This window comes from Streptomyces sp. NPDC005566, from assembly GCF_040605575.1.
Taxonomy (GTDB): Bacteria; Actinomycetota; Actinomycetes; order Streptomycetales; family Streptomycetaceae; genus Streptomyces.
Genome location: NZ_JBEXDB010000004.1, coordinates 154956 through 172690, shown reverse-complemented (window position 1 = coordinate 172690; position 17735 = coordinate 154956). Strand labels below are relative to the sequence as shown.

The following is a 17735-nucleotide window of genomic DNA, read 5'->3' as shown; positions in this document are numbered from 1 at the left end:
AGGGGGTACGTCATGCCCAGCCGTCCTTCACACCGAGGACCGGTCCGGGTCGCGATCGTCGGCACGGGCGCGATCGCGCGGGGCAGCCACCTGCCCGCGCTGACCGCGCTCGCCGCCGGTCAGCCGCTGGAGATCGTCGCCGCGGTCGATGTCGATGCGGCGTCGGCCGAGGCGTTCTGCACGGATGCGGGCATCCCCCACCCGTACACGGACCTGTCCGCCATGCTGGCCGAACAGCGGCCCGACCTGGTCACGCTCTGCACCCCGCCCCGGTTCCACCGCGATCAGACCGTTGCCGCACTGCGGGCCGGGGCATGGGTGTGGTGCGAGAAGCCGCCCTGTCCTTCGCTCGAGGACTTCGACGCGATCGAGGCAGCCGAAGGCCCCGAGGACGGCGGGCCGTACGCGGCGATCGTCTTCCAGCACCGCTTCGGTTCGGGCTCCCGCCATGTGCGGGAACTACTGGCCGAACAAGCGATGGGCAGGGCCCTGGTGGCCCACTGCCAGACGACCTGGTACCGCGACGAGGCATACTACGCCGTTCCCTGGCGCGGGAGTTGGAGCAGCGAGGGCGGCGGGCCCGCCATGGGGCACGGCATCCACCAGATGGATCTCCTGCTCGACCTGCTCGGCCCGTGGACGGAGATCCGCGCGATGGCGGGGCGGCTGGTGCACGACGTCGAGACGGAGGACGTCTCCACCGCGCTCATCCGCTTCGAGAGCGGCGCGATGGCCACGGTCGTGAACAGCGTGCTCAGCCCGGACGAGGTCAGCCGGATCCGCATCGACTGCGAGCACGCCACGGTCGAACTCACTCACCTGTACGGGCATCGCAACGCGGACTGGCGGATCACGCCCGCACCGGGAGTCCCACCCGCGCAGGCAGCCTCCTGGCGGGACTTCGGAGCCGACGTCCCCACTTCGCACGAGGCACAGCTGCGCGAGCTGCTGGAGGACCTGCGGGCCGGGCGCAGGCCCCGCAGCAGCGGCACCGACGGCCGCAAGAGTCTGGAACTGGTCACAGCCCTCTACAAGGCCGCTTTCACCGGGGCGACGGTCCGGGCCGGTGAGACCGGTCCCGGCGATCCCTTCTACGGCGCGTTGCACGGCAACGCTCCCGGCTGGGCTCCCCGCCCGAGGGCAGAATCCGCGGAGGTCACGGCATGACGGGGGCGGTGGAGCTCACCCACGTGCACGGCGACCACCTCGCCGTGTCCGTCGCCGGCAGCGGGGTCGAACTGCTGCGGTACGTGTACCGGGCCGAGGCCCCCTGGGAGGCCCCGAAACCGTACATCCACCCGCTGCGGACGCTGTCCGGCCGGGTGGTGACCGACTACCGCCCCAACGACCACCGCTGGCACAAGGGCCTGCAGATGACCGCCTCGCATCTGTCGGGACAGAATCTGTGGGGCGGCAACACCTATGTGCACGGCAAGGGCTATCTCGCCCTGCCCGAGCGCGTCGGCTCGATGGCGCACCGCGGATTCGACGAGGTGTCGGTGCACGACCGCGGGGCCGGCATCACCGAGCGGCTGACCTGGCACCCGCACAGCGGAGAGGTCTGGGCCGAGGAGGTCCGTCACATCGAGGTGCACGATGTCGACGCGACGACCGGGAGCTGGGCGCTGACATGGTCGTCCGCGGTCACCAACCGGCGCGAGGAGCCGCTCCGCCTCGGCAGCCCGACGACGCACGGCCGTCCGGGCGCGGGGTACACCGGGCTGTTCTGGCGGGGGCCGCGCGCCTTCCGCGACGGGCGGATCCTCGCACCGGACGCCGAGGGCCCGGAGCTCATGGGGAAGCAGGCCGACTGGCTCGCCTACAGCGGTGAGCACGACGGGGTGGACGGCCACGCCACGCTCGTCTTCGTCCACTCCCCCGAGAACGACCACACCGGCGCGGGCGGAACTCATCCGGCGCACTGGTTCGTGCGGAACACCCCGTTCGCCGCTGTGGCTCCGTCGTTCGCCTTCCATGACGAACTGGTCCTGGCACCCGCTGAGACGATGACCCGCCGCTATCGGGTCCTGGTCGCGGACGGCGCCTGGGACCGCGACCGGATCGCCGCCCGGGTCGGGGCGCTGTCCTGGTAGGCCCCCGGGTCGGGGGCTGCCCAGGTAGGCGCCCGGGTCAAGGCGCTCTCCTGATAGGCGCCCGGGTCGGGGCGCTGTCCAGGCAGGCGCCCGACCTCAGGGAGATCTCCCCGAGCAGCGGCTCCGCTACCGCTCTCCGGCCGGCGCCAGGACGAACACGGGGATCTCTCGGTCGGTCTTGGTCTGGTAGTCGGCGTAGTCGGGGAAGGCCTCCACGGCCCGGCCCCACCACAGGGCCTTCTCCTCACCGGTGACCTCACGGGCGACCATGCCCTGCCGCACGGTGCCGTCCCGCAGGTCCACATGGGGATCGGCGACCACGTTGTGGTACCAGACGGGGTGCTTGGGGGCGCCACCGAGTGAGGCGACCGCGGCGTAGCGGCCGTCGTGCTCGACCCGCATGAGGGGCGTCTTGCGGATCTTGCCGCTCCTGGCGCCGCGCGTGGTCAGGAGGATGACGGGCTTGCCGTGCAACGTCGTCCCCTGCGTGCCGCCCGAACTCTCGATGAGCTCGACCTGCTCACGCACCCACGGCGTCGGACTCGGCTCGTACTCGCCCTCGATCGGCATGACACGTGCTCCTCTCGTCGACGTCCTGCGTCGTTCGTCCCTCACACTTCCCCGGAAGGTCCGGGGCACGCGGGGACACCGGCGGACAGGTCACGTCCGGGTGCCTCCACGGGGCTCATGAGACATCCGCTCACTTAATCGCGCACCTTTGATGTCTATATACACACTTATATCCGAATTACACACTTGCCCCGCTCCAGGGTCGCTCGTGCGCAGGGCATACCGTGGGGCGGAGTGTAGTAAGCCAAGCCTTACTCCGCCGCACCATGCCCCTGACCACCCGCCCGAAGGAACAACCTCCATGACACGCCCCGTCCGCGTCGCCATCGTCGGAGCCGGTCCTGCCGGAATCTACGCAGCGGACGCGCTGCTCAAATCCGACGCCGCCCAGGACCCGGGTGTATCGATCGACCTGTTCGAGCGCATGCCCGCCCCCTTCGGCCTGATCCGATACGGCGTGGCCCCGGACCACCCGCGGATCAAGGGCATCGTGAAGGCCCTGCACCAGGTGCTGGACAAGCCGCAGCTGCGGCTGTTCGGCAACGTCGACTACCCCAACGACATCGGCCTGGACGACCTGCGGACCTTCTACGACGCGGTGATCTTCTCCACGGGAGCCGACGCGGACCGCGCCCTGGACATACCGGGGATCGACCTCGACGGTTCCTACGGCGCCGCCGACTTCGTCGCCTGGTACGACGGGCACCCCGAGGTCCCGCGCACCTGGCCCCTGGAGGCCGAGAAGGTCGCCGTGCTGGGCGTGGGCAACGTGGCCCTCGACGTGGCGCGCATGCTCGCCAAGACGGCGGACGAGCTGCTCCCGACGGAGATCCCCGCGAATGTGTACGAGGGCCTCAAGGCGAACAAGGCGCTCGAGGTGCACGTCTTCGGGCGTCGAGGTCCGGCCCAGGCCAAGTTCAGCCCGATGGAACTGCGCGAGCTGGACCACTCCCCCAACATCGAGGTCATCGTCAACCCCGAGGACATCGACTACGACGACGGCTCGATAGCGACCCGGCGGGAGAACAAGCAGGCCAACATGGTCGCCTCCACGCTGGAGAACTGGGCGATCCGGGACACGGGCGACCGTCCGCACAAGCTGTTCCTGCACTTCTTCGAGTCCCCGGTGGAGGTCCTGGGCGAGGACGGCCGCGTCGCCGCCCTGCGTACCGAGCGGACCGAACTGGACGGCACCGGCAACGTCCGGGGCACCGGCCGCTTCACCGAGTGGGACGTGCAGAGCGTCTACCGCGCGGTCGGCTACTACTCGGAGGAGCTGCCGAAGCTGCCCTTCGACGTGGCCTCCGGTACCGTCCCGCACGCCGCCGGACGGGTTCTGAGCGGTGAGGAGCCGATGTCCTCGGTGTACGTCACCGGGTGGATCAAGCGTGGTCCGATCGGCCTGATCGGGCACACGAAGGGCGACGCCAACGAGACGGTCGCCTGCCTCCTTCAGGACCACACCGCCGGGCGACTGCCCGCCCCCGAGCAGCCCGAGCCCGATGCGGTCGTCGAATTCCTCGAGCAGCGCGGCGTCCGCTACACCACCCGCGAGGGCTGGCACCGCCTGGACGCCCATGAGCAGGCGCTCGGAGCGGAGCAGGGCCGCGAGCGGATCAAGGTCGTCGAGCGCGCCGCCATGCTGGACGCGTCCGGCGCCTGACAGCGAACAGTGCGCCCCCGGAGCTCCTCGGCGAGCTCCGGGGGCGCGGTGCTGTCAGGTCGCTCCAGCCGGTACCGCCTGCTGCCGAACGGGACCGCCCCGAGCCCTTAGACTCGGCGAATGGCGAAGTATCTCGACGTACACCCCGAAAATCCTCAGCGACGCACCGTCAGCAGCGTGGCCGACAGCATCCGGTCCGGTGCGCTCGTCGCGTATCCGACGGACTCCTGCTACGCCCTGGGATGCCAGTTGGGCAGTCGCGACGGCATCGGGCGGATCCGGTCGATCCGGAATCTCGACGATCGCCACCACTTCACCCTGGTGTGCCAGAACTTCGCACAGCTGGGGCAGTTCGTGCAGATCGACAACGACGTCTTCCGGGCCATCAAAGCGGCGACGCCCGGCAGTTACACCTTCATCCTCCCCGCCACCAAAGAGGTGCCGCGGCAGTTGCTGCACCCGAAGAAGAAGACCGTCGGGGTCCGGATTCCCGACCACGCCGTCGCTCAGGCACTCCTCGCCGAACTGGGTGAGCCGCTGCTCTCCAGCACGCTGCTCCTGCCCGACGAGGAGGAGCCGATGACGCAGGGCTGGGAGATCAAGGAACGCCTCGACCACGTGGTGGACGTCGTGCTCGACTCCGGCGACTGCGGCACCGAGCCGACCACGGTCATCGACTTCTCGAACGGCGAACTCGAGATCGTACGTCGCGGAGCGGGTGATACCGCACGGTTCGAGTAACCCTCGACGCCCCGGTCACTCCGCACTGTCGGCTGTTCCGCCGGCAGTCGCGGTGCCCGGCCCGCTCAGACCTGCTGCCCTCGCGAGCCGCCGCAGCGAGTCCTCGAGCGCCTCACGGTCGTACGTGCTCGTGGTGACCAGCACTTCGTCGGCGCCCGTCTCCTTGATCACCAGCTCCAGTTCGGCCGCGACCGTCTCCTCCGTGCCCGCAAGGTGGCCGCGCAGCCCGCTCTCGAACAGCCCTCGCTCCTTGTCGGTCATCGCCAGTCCCTCGATCCGCTCCGCCGGGGCGAGCGGCGGGAACGTACCGTGGGTGCGCGCGTACGCCATGGACCAGGCCTCGGGAACCAGGAGCCGCCGGGCCCCCTCGGCCGTCCCGGCGACCGCGATCGTTCCCGCCACGACCACGTAGGGTTCCCGGGCCCAGGCGGAGGGCCGGAACTCCCTGCGGTAGACGTCGACGGCGTGCAGCAGCTTCTCCCGGCCGCGAAGGTCGCCCACCACCAGAGGAAGCCCGGCCGCGGCGGCGATCGACGCGCCCTCGCCGGTCGCGAGGACGTATGGGGGGATCCGCAGCCCTTCGGCGAGCCGGGCGTGGACCTGGGGATGGGCTTGCTGGGTGCCGTCCAGCCAGCCCAGGAGCTCGGAGAGCTGCCCCGCGAAGTCGTCGGCGTCCTGCTTGCCCCGGCCCAGCGCCCTGCGGATGCCGTCGGTGAAGCCCACCGAGCGTCCGAGGCCCATGTCGATCCGCCCGGGGAACAGCGAGGCGAGCACGCCGAACTGCTCGGCGACGACGAACGGCTGATGGTTGGGGAGCATCACTCCGCCCGTGCCGACGCGGATGACGGAGGTGGCGGCCGCGACGGCGGCGGCCAGGACGGTCGGCGCGGATCCGGCCACGCCCGGCACGCTGTGGTGCTCGGAAACCCAGAAGCGGTGGTACCCGAGAGATTCGACCACTCCGGCCAGCCGGACGGTGTCGCGCAGTGCCTGCGGACCGTCGCGCCCCTCCCGGGTGCGGGAGCGGTCCAGGAACGAGAAACGGGTCGATTCGATCGAAGGGCTCACGCACGATTCAACGCTCGCGGCCCACCAGGATTCCCGTGCTGCGAGCCCGACCCGGTCCCGGGTGCCTGCCCACCCACCAGACACGAAGTCCACTTTGTCGCTAAAGTCCGTAACGCCCTCCGCGGCATCAGGCGGCTGGACGGTGGGTCCGGTGGCTCTTCCATCCGCCGGTTCCCGTATCTGTCTCGCACGAGGGGATGACATGGCAAGCTCCGACACCGGGACCGATGCCGTCCAGGGCTCCGGCACCGCGGTCAAGATGACGCTGCTCACGCTGACCATGATGGTGGTCGGTTCGATGGTCGGCGCCGGAGTGTTCTCCCTGCCCTCCCGCTTCGCGCAGGAGACCGGTGTCGCCGGGGCGCTGATCGCCTGGGCCATCGCGGGTACGGGCATGCTGATGCTCGCGTTCGTCTTCCAGACGCTCGCCGTGCGCAGGCCGGACCTCGACGCCGGTGTCTATGCCTATGCCAAGGCCGGGTTCGGCGAGTACCTCGGATTCTTCTCGGCGTTCGGATACTGGGCCAGCGCCTGCGTCGGCAACGTGACCTACTGGGTTCTGATCATGTCGACGATCGGAGCCGTCTGGCCCGCGCTCGGGGACGGCGACACCGTGCTCGCCATCGTGCTGTCCACGTTCGGCCTGTGGGCCTTCTACCTGCTCATCCGCCGGGGCGTGAAGGAGGCCGCCGCGATCAACAGGGTGGTCACCGTCGCCAAGGTGGTCCCGATCCTCGTCTTCGTCATCCTCGCGCTCTTCTGCCTCGACACGAGCGTCTTCGCCGACAACTTCGCCGGAGCGGACTACGCGGGCTCCCTGTTCAACCAGGTGCGCGGCACCATGCTGGCCACGGTGTTCGTCTTCCTCGGCGTGGAGGGCGCCAGCGTCTACTCACGTCACGCCAAGCGGCGCGAGGACATCGGACGGGCCACTGTGCTGGGCTTCCTCAGCGTCTTCGCCGTCTTCGCCTCGGTCACGATCGTGTCGTACGGCATCCTGCCCATGGCCGAGATCGCCGAACTCCGCCAGCCGTCCATGGCTGCCGTGCTGGAAGCGGCTGTGGGGACCTGGGGCATGGTCTTCGTGAGCGTCGGGCTGATCATCTCCGTGCTCGGCGCCTATCTCGCCTGGACCCTCATGGCGGCGGAGGTGCTCTTCGTGGCCGCCAAGGACGACGACATGCCGCGCTTCCTGCGCCGCTCCAACTCCGCCGATGTGCCCGTGCCCGCCCTGCTGATGACCACCGCACTGTCCCAGGTGGTCCTCGTCGTCACCCTGTTCTCGGACGACGCGTTCAACTTCGCGCTCGACCTGACCAGCTCCCTGTCCCTGATCCCCTTCCTGATGGCGGCGATGTTCGCCGTGAAGATCATGGTGCGGCCGGATGAGCTGACGGCCGGACAGGGCCGCAGGCGTGACCTCGTGGTGAGCGTCGTGGCGACGCTCTACACCGCGTTCCTGCTGTTCGCGGCAGGCCTGAAGTTCGTGCTGGTCTCCCTCATCATCTACGCCCCTGCCACGATCCTGTTCGCCATGGCCCGCCGGGAGCAGCAGCGGCAGGTGTTCTCGCCTGCCGAACTCGTCATCTTCGGCGTCTCCATCGCCGGAGCCGCCGTCGGAGTGATCGCCCTGGCCGCGGGCTGGATCAGCCTCTGACGACCCGTCCGCAATCCGTCCTGCTCCGGGCAGGCACACCAGCACACGACCGAAAGGACGCACTCATGACGAACACGACCGACGCCGGCGCAGCTCCCGTGCACGGTGTGCACTCCGAGGTGGGCAGACTGCGCAAGGTGCTGGTCTGCGCACCCGGCCTCGCCCACCGCCGGCTCACCCCCAGCAACGCCGGCGACCTGCTGTTCGACGATGTGATGTGGGTGGACAACGCGCAGCGTGACCACGCCGACTTCGTCAGGAAGCTCCAGCAGGGCGGCGTCGAGGTCGTGGAACTGCATGAGCTGCTGGCCGCGACCCTGACGGTGCCCGGGGCCACGTCATGGCTCCTCGACCGCAAGATCACCGCCAACGAGGTCGGCCTGGGGCTCATCGACGCGACCCGCGCCTTCCTGGAGTCCCTGGAACCCCGGAAGCTCGCCGAGTACCTGATCGGGGGCCTGGCCACCACCGACCTGCCCGCGGAGTACCGCTCCGGCTACCTCGGCCTGGCCCGTGAGTCGACCGGGGCGCGCGAGTACCTCATGCCGCCGCTGCCGAACACCCTCTACACCCGCGACACCACGTGCTGGCTGTACGGAGGAGTCACGCTCAACCCGCTGTACTGGCCCGCCCGTCATGACGAGACCCTGCTGATGAAGACGGTCTACCGCTTCCACCCGGACTTCGCCGGCGACACGGTCTGGTGGGGTGATCCCGAACTCGACTGGGGCAGCGCCACGTTCGAGGGCGGTGACATCATGCCCGTCGGCAACGGTGTCGTCCTCATGGGCATGAGCGAACGGACCTCCCGGCAGGCCATCACCCAGGTCGCCGCCGCCCTGTTCAGGAAAGGCGCCGCGGAGCACGTCGTGGTGGCGGGCATGCCGAAGCTGAGGTCGGCGATGCACCTGGACACCGTCTTCACCTTCGCCGACCGCGACATCGTCACCCTCTACCCGAAGATCATGGACGCGGTCCACACGTTCTCCCTCCGCCCCGGCGACACGTCACCGGGCGTGGAGGTCACCGATGAGGGGTCCCGCCCGTTCGTCGATGTGGTGGCCCGGAGCCTCGGTCTGCCCGCTCTACGGGTGATCGAGACGGGCGGCGACGTGTACGCCTCCGAGCGCCAGCAGTGGGACAGCGGCAACAACGCCGTCGCCCTCGAACCCGGGGTCGTCTTCACCTACGACCGCAACACCCAGACCAACGACCTGCTGTGCGCGGCCGGGGTCGAGGTCATCCCGATCGTCGGTGCGGAGCTCGGCCGCGGCCGGGGCGGTGGCCACTGCATGACCTGTCCCCTCATCCGCGAGCCTGTCGAGTTCTGACAAACCGGGCCCGGGCCGGGCGCCGGGGGCGCGGTCTTCCCGCCCGTCGCGCCCGGCACCGGCGGCTGTCGCGGCGCCCTCAGGCACCCGCCGACGACTGTGTCTCGGCCGCCGCACGGTAGAGCCGGCGCAGCCTCACCACACCCAGGTCGTGCTGGTAGAGGTTCTCCTGCTGGTCGGCGTCGGCCGGCATGGCCTCCAGCATGACGCGGTCCTGCTCCAGGACCTCCCAGTGGCGCTTCTCGATCAGCGTCCGGTAGAGGAAGCGCCAGGAAGCGCGCTGCCAGTCCTCGACCCGGCGGTAGCGCCAGAAGAAGACGCCGCTGCGCCGCTCGTCGACCGGGCAGACCATGCCGACGATCCCGAACGGTCCGCCGGGTCCGGCCGACGGCGGGTACGGGATGGACAGGTCGACCCAGTCCACGCCGGTGCGGCAGAGCTCCACCCAGTCGAAGTTGACACCGCGCTGGTCGGTCTTCTCGAAGAAGTAGCCGCGCCCGGTCTCCCGAATACGGAACTTGGCCGTCGTGTCACCGTCGAACATCGTGTGCGAGTCGTGGTGCAGGAAGGCGCCGTGCATCGGGTCGAGAAGGTTCTCCACGGCGTAGCGCCACGGTGACTCCCACTCGGCGTAGCACAGGAACGCGTCCACCTCGGGGTCCGTCAGCGGTTCCGGGAGCGTCAGTTCGGCAGGCTCCGGGTGCTCCTCGTCGCCGAAGTAGGCGAGGATCGCGCCCGCGACCTCGCGCACCGGCAGCGAGGTGACCAGCTTCTTGCCCTCCAGGCTGCAGCCGGGCAGCCCGGGGACGGAGGAGACCGTCCCGTCGGACTGCACCTCGACACCGTGGTACCAGCAGGCGACCCGGTCGCCGAGGTGCTTGCCGAGCGAGAGGGGTGCACCGCGGTGCGGACAGCGGTCGGCGAGCATGGACAGGGCTCCGTCGGAGCGGCGGAACAGCAGCCACTGCTCGCCGAGCGCGGTCACCTTGCGCATCGCGCCGGGGGCGACGAAGTGCGAGGGGACGACGGGGTGCCACTGGTTGCGCAGGCCGGTGGCGTAGATGTGGTCCGCCGTGGCGGAGGTCGTCAGCGTCATGGTCAGGCTCCCAGTCGGTTCATCTCGGCACGGAAGGATTCCTCGGTCCACGGTGTGCCGTCACCGGCGTGGACCTGGCGGGCGTTGAGTCCGCGCACCACGTCGGCCAGCTCGTGGCCCTCCTTGGTGAAGACCTCCTCGAGGGTCGCGGCGAGCTTGTACTCGTACGGGGTCGGCTCGTGCGTACGGGACTGGTGGATGTCGAGGTACGGCCAGGTGTCGGTCACGGTGTCTCCTGAAAGTGCGGGGGAAGGTGTCACAGGTCGAGGACGAGCCGGCTCCGTGAGGCGCACCGCGAGACGCAGATCATCATCGTGGCGCAGGTGGCACGTTCGGCCTCGCTGAGCAGGAAGTCACGGTGATCGGGGGTGCCCTCGATCACCCGGGTCTCGCACGACCCGCAGATTCCGTCGCGGCACGAATGCGGTGCGTCGATCCCGGCAGCCTCGGCGGCGTCGAGGATGGAGGTGCCGGCGCCGACGGTGAGGGTCACGCCCGAGGTCCGGCACTCGACCTCGAACTCCTCGTCGTCACCGGTGCGTTCCACGGTCGGCGCGGCGAACCGCTCCAGGCGGAGCCGGTCCTCGGGGCAGCGTGCCTCGACGGCCGCGAGCAGGGGCTCGGGACCGCAGGAGTACACCAGGGTGCCGTCGGGCAGTTCCGCGAGCGCGGCATCCAGGTCGATGTGACCCAGTTCGTCCTGCGGGACGAGCGTGACGTCCCCGCCGAGCGCGGCGAGTTCCGAGGTGAACGCCATCGACGCCCGGCCCCTGCCTCCGTAGACCATCCGCCACGTGGTGCCCCTGCGGGCCGCCTCCCTGGCCATCGCCAGCAGCGGGGTGATCCCGATGCCTCCGGCGACGAACAGGTAGGCGTCGGCCTCCTCCAGCGCGAAGTGGTTGCGCGGCTCGGAGACCGTGACCGGCTGCCCGGGGCGCAGCTGTGCGTGCACGAACCGCGAACCGCCTCGCGAGGCCGGCTCGTTGAGCACGCCGATGCGGTAGACGTCCGGCACGTTCGGGTCGCCGCACAGGCTGTACTGGCGTACCTGGCCCCCGACATGGACGTCGAGGTGCGCGCCCGGAGTCCAGGCGGGCAGGGGTTTGCCGTCGGGGTGGGTGAGTTCGACGGAGAGTACGCCCTCCGCCTCCCAGGTCATTCGATGGACGACCAGCTGCAGCGAATGCTCGCTCATGGCCTGTTGCCTCCTTACCGGCAGTACGCGCGACCGGGCTACTGGCCCGGGATCCTCACGGGTGGGGTGAACGGGACCTTCATCGGTCCGAGTGCCGTCAGATCGACCTCGACGAGCGTAGGCCCGTCGGAGGCGATGGCCTCATTGAGCACCGGGCCGGCGTGCTCCTCGGCGGCGATCCGCAGGTACGGCAACCCGCAGGCGCGGGCGAGCAGTTCGAAGTCGGGAGTGGCCAGGTCCACTCCGGAGCGGCGCTCGCTGTAGCGGTCCTGCATGTTGCGCAGCACTCCGTAGCCGCCGTCGTTGAAGACGATCAGGGTCAGCCGGGGCCGTTCCTGGGCGAGGGTGAGGAGTTCGCCGAGGTGGACGGCGAGCCCGCCGTCGCCGGCGATGACGACCGTGGGTGCGTCGGGCCGGGCGAGCGCCGCACCGATGCCCATGCCGAGCCCTTGTCCGATGCCGCCGCCGCGCGGGAAGACGTTGTCGCGCGGGTCGTACATCTCCAGCAGCCGGTTGCCCCAGCTGCTGGAGGGGATCGTGACGTCGCGCGCCACGACGGCCTCGCGGGGCAGCGCGGCACGGATCGCGTCGCAGATCGCGGCCTGCGGTCCGATGTTGTCGTGCAGGAGCGCCCGTACCTCGGTGCGGACGGCGCCGACGCGGTCCGTCCAGCCGCTCTCCGCGGGCCGGGCGTGCGGCAGCAGGGCGGTCAGGGCGGCGGCGGCATCGCCGTGCAACGCGTGGGTGGCGGGGTACACCCGGCCCAGCGCGTCCTCGTCGATGTCGATCTGGATGTGCGCCCCGGGCAGTTCCAGCGTGTAGTCGGCCGTCTCGTTCGAGCGGAAGTGCGTACCGATGGTGAGCAGCACGTCCGCGTCGGCGAGCAGGGCGCGGACCGCGGGGGTGGTGGCGAAGTTGCCGATGACCTGTATGTGGTCCTCGGGCACCGCGCCACGCCCGGAGTTCGAGGTCAGCAGTCCCGCTCCGGTCGCCTCCAGCAGCCCGGCCAGCTCGCCGCGGGCGGTTGCCGCGCCGCCGCCTGCCCAGATCAGCGGGCGGCGGGCGGCGGCCAGAAGGGCGCCGGCTGCGGCCAGTTCGCTCGCCGCGGGAACCGGGGCGGCGGCTGCGGGGGGCTCGGCCGGCTCGTCGGTCTGCGCCGCGAACTGGAGGTCGATCGGCCACTCCACGCTCGCCGGGCCGCCCGGCGCGGTGAGCGCCGCGCGGGCCGCCTCGCGCAGGATGCGGCCCGCCTGTACGGCGTCCGGCACGCTCGCGGCGTGGGCGGAGACCGCCTTGAGCATGCCGAGCTGGTCCTTGGTCTCGTGGATGAATCCCCGTCCGCTGCCCAGGAATTCGCTCTCCACCTGACCGGTGATGTGCAGGACGGAACTGCCCGCGCTGAGCGATTCGATCAGCGATCCGGCCGCATTGCCGGCTCCCGTGCCGGTGGAGGTCAGCGCGCAGCCGAGGGTGCCCCGGGCACGTCCGTAGGCGTCGGCGGCGTTCACGGCGGACGCCTCGTGCCGCACGGGCACGAAACGCAGTTCGCGGTCGACGGCCTCGACGAGCGGCAGGTTGTGCACGCTGACGATACCGAAGACGGTGTCGATGCCGAGTTCCCGCAGGACGGCGACGAGGAGATCGCCTCCGTTGTCGTAACGCATGGTGTCTCCTCAGAGGATGGAGCGGCCGACTCCGCCGCAGACGTCGATGCTGGTGCCGGTGATGTACGAGGCGAGGGGCGAGAGCAGGGTGAGGACGGCGAACGCGACCTCTTCGGCCCGGCCGAGCCGGCCGAGGGCGATGCCGCGGTCGGCGGCCAGTTCCGCCTGCCAGTCCTCGTAGCTCCTGCCGGAGTCGGCGGCTGCGTAGCGCCTCGTCCACTGGCCGGTGTCGATGAGGCCGAGGCAGACGGAGTTGACCCGAATGCCCTCGCCGGCGAGTTCGACCGACAGGGACTTGGAGAGGTTGAGGATGCCCGCCCGGGCGGCGCTCGTCGTGATCAGCCGGGGTTCGGGCTGCTTGGCGAGCACCGCGTTGATGTTGACGACGCTCGCCGCGCCGGAGGCGGCGAGGTGCGGGCGCGCGGCCTGCAGAGGGTTGAGCACCCCGGCGAACTTCAGCTCCAGCTCGTCGCGCCAGTCCGCGGGGGTGGCGTCGTCGAGGCCCTTCATCCGGGACTGTCCGGCGTTGTTGACCAGTCCGTCGATGGCGCCGAACTCCTCGGCGGTGCGGCGGACGAAGTCGTGTACGGCGTCCGCGTCGCGGACGTCGCAGACTCCGGTCAGGAGGCGGTCGTGTCCGGTGCCGAGGTCGGCAGCCGCCTTGGCGAGCCGGTCGGCGTCACGGCCACAGGTGGCGACGCGGGCTCCCTCGTCGAGGAGGGCGCGGACCGTGGCCAGGCCGACGCCCGAGCTGCCGCCGGTGACCACAATGGTGCGGTCGGCGAGTCCCAGATCCATAACTCGTGTCTCCTGCAGTTCAGTTCATGGTGAAGCCGCCGTTGACGGCGATCACCTGTCCGGTCAGGTAGCGGGATTCCTCGCCGAGCAGGAAGGAGACGACCCCGGTGAGGTCGTCCGGCTGCTGCGGCCGGGAGATGGCCCGGTTCATGCGGTAGAGGTCGTGCCGTTCGGCGGGCACGGTCTCGGTCGCCTCGCACTCGGTGAGTCCGGGGGCGACCGCGTTCACGGTGATCCCCTTGTCGCCGAGTTCGCGTGCCATGGCCCGGGTGAGTGCGATGACCGCACCCTTGGAGGCGATGTAGTGGGCGAGGCGGGGGGATCCGTAGAGCGCGGCGTCCGAGGCGATGTTGACGATCCGCCCGGGTGTCGCGAAGAGCGGGTACAGCGCCTTCGCCACCAGCCAGGGGCTGCGGGCGTTGACCGCCATCAGCCGGTCCCACACCTCGATGTCGATGTCCTGGAACTCCTTGCCGCCCACACCGTTGGCGAGGGCCGCGTTGTTGACCAGCCCGTACACGGGGCCGATCTCGCGTACGGCGGCGGCCAGCGCGGCCACCGAGGCGGGGTCGGCCACGTCGCAGCGCACGAAACGGGCGTCGATGCCCTCCGCGCGGAGCTCGGCGACGGCGTGCTCGCCCCGTTCCCGTTCCAGTTCGGCGACGACGACCCGGAAGCCGTCGGCGCCCGCCCGGCGGGCCGTGGCCAGTCCCAGGCCACGGCCCGCACCGGTGACGACGACAGTGCGTGCGTCGGCCGGGGGCTGGTCAGCCACGGGTGACGCCGTGCATCGGCGAGTACTCGGGGTAGGTCGGCACCTGCGGCTTCTGCGTGCCGATGACGACGCAGAACAGGGCGTCGGTGTCGCCCTCGTTCTTGAGCGAACGGGTCACTCCGGCGGGGACCACGATCATGTCGCGGTAGCCGAGGGTGCGGTACTCGGCCTCGTCGGGACCGCGGTGGATGCCGACCTTGACCTCGCCCTCCAGGACGAAGAAGGCCTCTTCGACGTCGTGGTGGGTGTGGGCCGGGCCTTCGGCGCCGGGCGGCAGCAGCATGTTGGAGAAGGTGAACCCGCCGGACGGGAGGATCCGGCTGTCGCTCTCGTGGTTGCCGGTGGCACCCGAGCCGACGTACCGGATCTGGCCGCGGCGGAACTGCGCGCCGGCCTTCTCCTGGAAGGAGAGGGTGTCGAAGTCCGCCACGCGGGAGGCCTTGGTGGCGATGAGGGAGTCGGTGTACGCGGAGAGGTCGTCGCCGTTGTCGTACGCGTCGGTGGTCAGAGGCATGGTGGAAGCTCCTACTCGGGGATGGATGCGGTGATGCGGAGGTGGGAGAGCACCCAGGCGTTGAAGTGGCCCGGCTGCTCCTGGTTGGCCAGGTGACCGGCGTCCTTGACGATCACGTAGGCGGTCCTGTGGATGGCTCCGGCGATGGCCTGGCTCGCTTCGACGCCGGTGACCCGGTCCTGCTCGCCGCAGAGCACGAGGGTGGGCGCGGCGATCGAGGGGAGTTCGGCGCGCAGGTCGGCGGCGGCCATGGACTCGGCGGCGTACGCGTACCCCGGCAGCCGTACCGAGGCGGCCATGGTGTCCACGACCCTGCGCACGAGTTCGTCGGGGGCGCCGGGCGACACCAGCCGCGGTCCGCGTCCCTCGGCGAAGGCGCGCGGGCCGAGCTCGGCGAGCTCGGTGGCCCGCGCCCGCATACCCTTCGCCTTCGCCTCGTCCGTGCCGGAGCCCGTGCTGGAGTCGGCGACGATCAGTGAGGCGACGAGCTCGGGGTGGCGGGCGGCGAGCCGCAGCGCGATCACGCCGCCCCAGGACACTCCGAGGACGTGCGCGGTCGAGGCGCGCTCACGGATGAGAGCGGCTGCCGCGTCCGCGTAGTCGTCCAGACCGAGCGGGCCCGTCGGGTCGGGCGACTTCGCGTAGCCGGGGGCGTCCCAGGCCACGACCCGCGCATAGGAGGAGAGTTCGGCGAGCTGCGGGGCGAACGCCGCCGACGACGAGCCGATTCCGTGCAGGCACAGCAGCAGGGGGCCGTGGTCACCGGCCTCTTCGACGTGGACGTCGGCCGGGGCGTTCACAGGATCCGGCCCGACTGTCCGGCGAGCGCCGCGAGGCTGCGCAGGACCGCGTACGGCACCACCTGGCTGGTGGCCGGATTGCCCGGGTCGGGCAGGTGGGCGACCTCGAAGCGGTACGCACCGTGTGCGCCGGACGCCTCGATCACATGCCGTGTGCGGTGCGCCGCCGGGTCGGCGACGACCTGGACCCGCACAGTGTCCAGGTCGCCGACGGCCAGCGCGACGGACGCGGCCACGTTCGTCGATTTGGGGAACTTGACCGGGACCTCGCGGGCGGTGCCGGACATGACCACGACCGGGCCGGTCGCCGACCGCATCCGGGCCAGCAGCTCCTCGCCCATCCAGGGCTGTTCGAGCGTGGAGGGCAGCTTCGTGGTGGTGAGGCTCACCTCGTCCAGCGGGCCCAGGGAACGTACCGCCTGGAGCAGGTCGAGACCGCCGACGGCACCACCGGTGAAGTACACCCGGCCGGGTCCCGCCGCGAGCAGCCGCTTCGCGAGGTCCTCGTCGGTCAGCGCTCCGGTGGAGGCGATCAGCAGATCGGTGCCGGATTCCAGCACCCGCTCGCCCCACTCCCGTACGACGCCCTGGCCCGCGGCCTCGACGATCAGGTCACAGGTCTCCAGAGCTTCCTCGAAGGTGGCCTGCCGCGCAGGTGCGGCTTCGCCGAGCGGGCGGTTGTCGACGACGCACACCAGCTCGGCGCCGCCCACCCGGCCTTCGGCGAGGGCGGTGCCGACGACACGGCCGATCGCGCCCCAGCCGACGATGCCGACCTTGCGTACGGTGCTCATGCGGTGGCCTCCTGGGCGTCGAGGGGGGCGAGCGGGCCGGGGTCCGGCGCGCCCGCCATGTGGCAGCGGATCTCCTTGGACGGCGGTCCCGCCGTCCCCCACAGGTCGGACAGGTCCGGCACCCGCCGCCACACCCGGGCGATCCAGGCGTCCTCGACGATCTGGGCGACCTCGGAGGTGTACTCGCAGACGAGGCCCGACGGGTCGGTGAAGTAGGAGAAGGTGTTGTTCCCGGGGCCGTGCCGACCGGGACCCCACTGGGGGGTGATGCCGTGGTGGCGGAGCCGGCCGAGGCCCCGCATGAAGTGGTCGACCGAGGTCATCTCGTACGCCACGTGGTTGAGCGAGGTCCACTCGGCCTGGTTGAAGGCGATGCAGTGGTGGTCCGCGTTGCAGCGCAGGAACGCCATCTGGTGCTCGGACCAGTCGGAGACGCGCAGCCCCAGCACCTCGCAGTAGAAGGTGACGGCGGCGTCGATGTCGGTGGTGTTGAGGACGGCGTGCGTCACCCCGACGGGTACGGCGCCGTCCCGGCCGCGCGGGACGACCGCCTCCACCTGGGCGCTGATCTCGATGAGGCGCCCTTCGGGATCGGTGAACCGCAGCCCGTAGCCGCCGCCCGCCTGATGCAGCGGACCTGGCCCGAAGACGGGGACGATGCCGCGTGCGTCGAGGCGCCGCGCGGCCTCGTCGACCTCCGCAGGGGTCGTGACGGCGAACGAGAGGCGGCCGAGGCCGACCTTCTCCCGCTCGGCGAGATGGAGGACGTGGTGCTCGTCGCCCGTGCCGCGGAGCCAGCGGGCGCCGGTGTCGGACTCGACGGTCTCCAGGCCCCAGACCTCTTCGTAGAAGTCCGCGGTCTCGGTGAAGGCCGGGGTGTGCAGCTCGACGTAGCGCAGTGAGCGGAGCCGGGCGATCGGGCCGTGGGGTGGTTGGTGCATCAGTCTCTCCAGACGGACGGACGGGCGTCGGTGCG

The 17735-nt window shown here is 70.7% G+C and carries 18 protein-coding genes; 6 read left to right on the top strand and 12 right to left on the bottom strand.

What is annotated here, in order from left to right; translation table 11 throughout:
* Positions 1 to 12: 12 nt before the first annotated feature.
* Positions 13 to 1167, top strand: a complete 1155-nt coding sequence (locus ABZS61_RS07985) for a Gfo/Idh/MocA family oxidoreductase (protein WP_356417297.1) — start codon at positions 13 to 15, stop codon at positions 1165 to 1167.
* The gene (locus ABZS61_RS07980; RefSeq protein ID WP_356417296.1) at positions 1164 to 2093 is read left to right on the top strand and encodes a PmoA family protein; all 930 of its coding nucleotides are present in this window, start codon (positions 1164 to 1166) and stop codon (positions 2091 to 2093) included. Before ABZS61_RS07985 ends, ABZS61_RS07980 begins: the two co-directional genes overlap by 4 nt.
* A 126-nt stretch (positions 2094 to 2219) precedes the next feature.
* On the opposite strand, the gene ABZS61_RS07975 is transcribed toward ABZS61_RS07980, so the two are convergent.
* On the bottom strand, positions 2220 to 2663 hold the full coding sequence (locus tag ABZS61_RS07975; RefSeq protein ID WP_356417295.1) for a nitroreductase family deazaflavin-dependent oxidoreductase: 444 nt from the start codon (positions 2661 to 2663) through the stop codon (positions 2220 to 2222).
* Between the two features lie 301 nt (positions 2664 to 2964).
* Between ABZS61_RS07975 and ABZS61_RS07970 the strand changes: the two genes are divergently transcribed.
* Together ABZS61_RS07970 and ABZS61_RS07965 are read left to right on the top strand one after the other, a co-directional pair.
* Entirely contained in the window at positions 2965 to 4326 is a 1362-nt protein-coding gene (locus ABZS61_RS07970) for an FAD-dependent oxidoreductase (protein WP_356417294.1), read from the top strand.
* Between the two features lie 120 nt (positions 4327 to 4446).
* Positions 4447 to 5067 carry an L-threonylcarbamoyladenylate synthase gene (locus ABZS61_RS07965; protein ID WP_356417293.1) on the top strand — a complete coding sequence of 207 codons (621 nt, stop codon included), beginning with the start codon at positions 4447 to 4449 and terminating at the stop codon, positions 5065 to 5067.
* Positions 5068 to 5082: 15 nt separating this feature from the next.
* On the opposite strand, the gene ABZS61_RS07960 is transcribed toward ABZS61_RS07965, so the two are convergent.
* The gene (locus ABZS61_RS07960; RefSeq protein WP_356417292.1) at positions 5083 to 6135 is read right to left on the bottom strand and encodes an MsnO8 family LLM class oxidoreductase; all 1053 of its coding nucleotides are present in this window, start codon (positions 6133 to 6135) and stop codon (positions 5083 to 5085) included.
* Positions 6136 to 6337: 202 nt separating this feature from the next.
* Between ABZS61_RS07960 and ABZS61_RS07955 the strand changes: the two genes are divergently transcribed.
* Positions 6338 to 7792, top strand: coding sequence for a basic amino acid/polyamine antiporter (locus tag ABZS61_RS07955; protein WP_356417291.1), 1455 nt, complete (start codon positions 6338 to 6340; stop codon positions 7790 to 7792).
* A 65-nt stretch (positions 7793 to 7857) separates the two neighbouring features.
* On the top strand, positions 7858 to 9123 hold the full coding sequence (locus tag ABZS61_RS07950; RefSeq protein ID WP_356417290.1) for an arginine deiminase: 1266 nt from the start codon (positions 7858 to 7860) through the stop codon (positions 9121 to 9123).
* Between the two features lie 79 nt (positions 9124 to 9202).
* Here the strand turns inward: ABZS61_RS07950 and ABZS61_RS07945 are convergent, their stop codons facing one another.
* From ABZS61_RS07945 to ABZS61_RS07900, 10 genes are read right to left on the bottom strand one after another with little or no spacing between them, the layout of a single operon-like run.
* Complete coding sequence (locus ABZS61_RS07945) at positions 9203 to 10219, bottom strand: aromatic ring-hydroxylating dioxygenase subunit alpha (protein WP_356417289.1); 1017 nt, start codon at positions 10217 to 10219, stop codon at positions 9203 to 9205.
* 2 nt (positions 10220 to 10221) lie between these two features.
* Complete coding sequence (locus ABZS61_RS07940; RefSeq protein ID WP_356417288.1) at positions 10222 to 10446, bottom strand: recombinase-like helix-turn-helix domain-containing protein; 225 nt, start codon at positions 10444 to 10446, stop codon at positions 10222 to 10224.
* A gap of 29 nt (positions 10447 to 10475) precedes the next feature.
* Positions 10476 to 11414 carry a PDR/VanB family oxidoreductase gene (locus tag ABZS61_RS07935; protein WP_356417287.1) on the bottom strand — a complete coding sequence of 313 codons (939 nt, stop codon included), beginning with the start codon at positions 11412 to 11414 and terminating at the stop codon, positions 10476 to 10478.
* A gap of 38 nt (positions 11415 to 11452) precedes the next feature.
* Positions 11453 to 13078 carry a thiamine pyrophosphate-binding protein gene (locus ABZS61_RS07930; protein ID WP_356417286.1) on the bottom strand — a complete coding sequence of 542 codons (1626 nt, stop codon included), beginning with the start codon at positions 13076 to 13078 and terminating at the stop codon, positions 11453 to 11455.
* Between the two features lie 9 nt (positions 13079 to 13087).
* A complete protein-coding gene (locus ABZS61_RS07925; RefSeq protein WP_356417285.1) occupies positions 13088 to 13876 on the bottom strand; it encodes an SDR family oxidoreductase in 789 nt (262 codons plus the stop codon).
* Between the two features lie 19 nt (positions 13877 to 13895).
* Entirely contained in the window at positions 13896 to 14651 is a 756-nt protein-coding gene (locus ABZS61_RS07920; protein WP_356417284.1) for an SDR family oxidoreductase, read from the bottom strand.
* Positions 14644 to 15165: a cupin domain-containing protein gene (locus ABZS61_RS07915; RefSeq protein ID WP_053930186.1), complete on the bottom strand. Its 522-nt coding sequence runs from the start codon at positions 15163 to 15165 to the stop codon at positions 14644 to 14646. The genes ABZS61_RS07920 and ABZS61_RS07915 overlap by 8 nt, the downstream gene beginning before the upstream one ends.
* An 11-nt stretch (positions 15166 to 15176) precedes the next feature.
* Positions 15177 to 15965 (bottom strand): alpha/beta fold hydrolase, encoded by a 789-nt coding sequence (locus tag ABZS61_RS07910; RefSeq protein WP_356417283.1) that lies wholly within the window; start codon positions 15963 to 15965, stop codon positions 15177 to 15179.
* Positions 15962 to 16759, bottom strand: coding sequence for an aspartate dehydrogenase domain-containing protein (locus tag ABZS61_RS07905; protein ID WP_356417282.1), 798 nt, complete (start codon positions 16757 to 16759; stop codon positions 15962 to 15964). The genes ABZS61_RS07910 and ABZS61_RS07905 overlap by 4 nt, the downstream gene beginning before the upstream one ends.
* Positions 16756 to 17700, bottom strand: a complete 945-nt coding sequence (locus ABZS61_RS07900) for a VOC family protein (protein ID WP_356417281.1) — start codon at positions 17698 to 17700, stop codon at positions 16756 to 16758. The genes ABZS61_RS07905 and ABZS61_RS07900 overlap by 4 nt, the downstream gene beginning before the upstream one ends.
* Positions 17701 to 17735 lie beyond the last annotated feature (35 nt).

Coding starts and splice junctions, on each gene's coding strand:
- ABZS61_RS07985 (WP_356417297.1), top strand. CDS start 13: ATGCCCAGCCGTCCTTCACACCGAGGACCGGTCCGGGTCGCGATCGTC.
- ABZS61_RS07980 (WP_356417296.1), top strand. CDS start 1,164: ATGACGGGGGCGGTGGAGCTCACCCACGTGCACGGCGACCACCTCGCC.
- ABZS61_RS07975 (WP_356417295.1), bottom strand. CDS start 2,663: ATGCCGATCGAGGGCGAGTACGAGCCGAGTCCGACGCCGTGGGTGCGT.
- ABZS61_RS07970 (WP_356417294.1), top strand. CDS start 2,965: ATGACACGCCCCGTCCGCGTCGCCATCGTCGGAGCCGGTCCTGCCGGA.
- ABZS61_RS07965 (WP_356417293.1), top strand. CDS start 4,447: ATGGCGAAGTATCTCGACGTACACCCCGAAAATCCTCAGCGACGCACC.
- ABZS61_RS07955 (WP_356417291.1), top strand. CDS start 6,338: ATGGCAAGCTCCGACACCGGGACCGATGCCGTCCAGGGCTCCGGCACC.
- ABZS61_RS07950 (WP_356417290.1), top strand. CDS start 7,858: ATGACGAACACGACCGACGCCGGCGCAGCTCCCGTGCACGGTGTGCAC.
- ABZS61_RS07945 (WP_356417289.1), bottom strand. CDS start 10,219: ATGACGCTGACGACCTCCGCCACGGCGGACCACATCTACGCCACCGGC.
- ABZS61_RS07935 (WP_356417287.1), bottom strand. CDS start 11,414: ATGAGCGAGCATTCGCTGCAGCTGGTCGTCCATCGAATGACCTGGGAG.
- ABZS61_RS07930 (WP_356417286.1), bottom strand. CDS start 13,078: ATGCGTTACGACAACGGAGGCGATCTCCTCGTCGCCGTCCTGCGGGAA.
- ABZS61_RS07925 (WP_356417285.1), bottom strand. CDS start 13,876: ATGGATCTGGGACTCGCCGACCGCACCATTGTGGTCACCGGCGGCAGC.
- ABZS61_RS07915 (WP_053930186.1), bottom strand. CDS start 15,165: ATGCCTCTGACCACCGACGCGTACGACAACGGCGACGACCTCTCCGCG.
- ABZS61_RS07905 (WP_356417282.1), bottom strand. CDS start 16,759: ATGAGCACCGTACGCAAGGTCGGCATCGTCGGCTGGGGCGCGATCGGC.
- ABZS61_RS07900 (WP_356417281.1), bottom strand. CDS start 17,700: ATGCACCAACCACCCCACGGCCCGATCGCCCGGCTCCGCTCACTGCGC.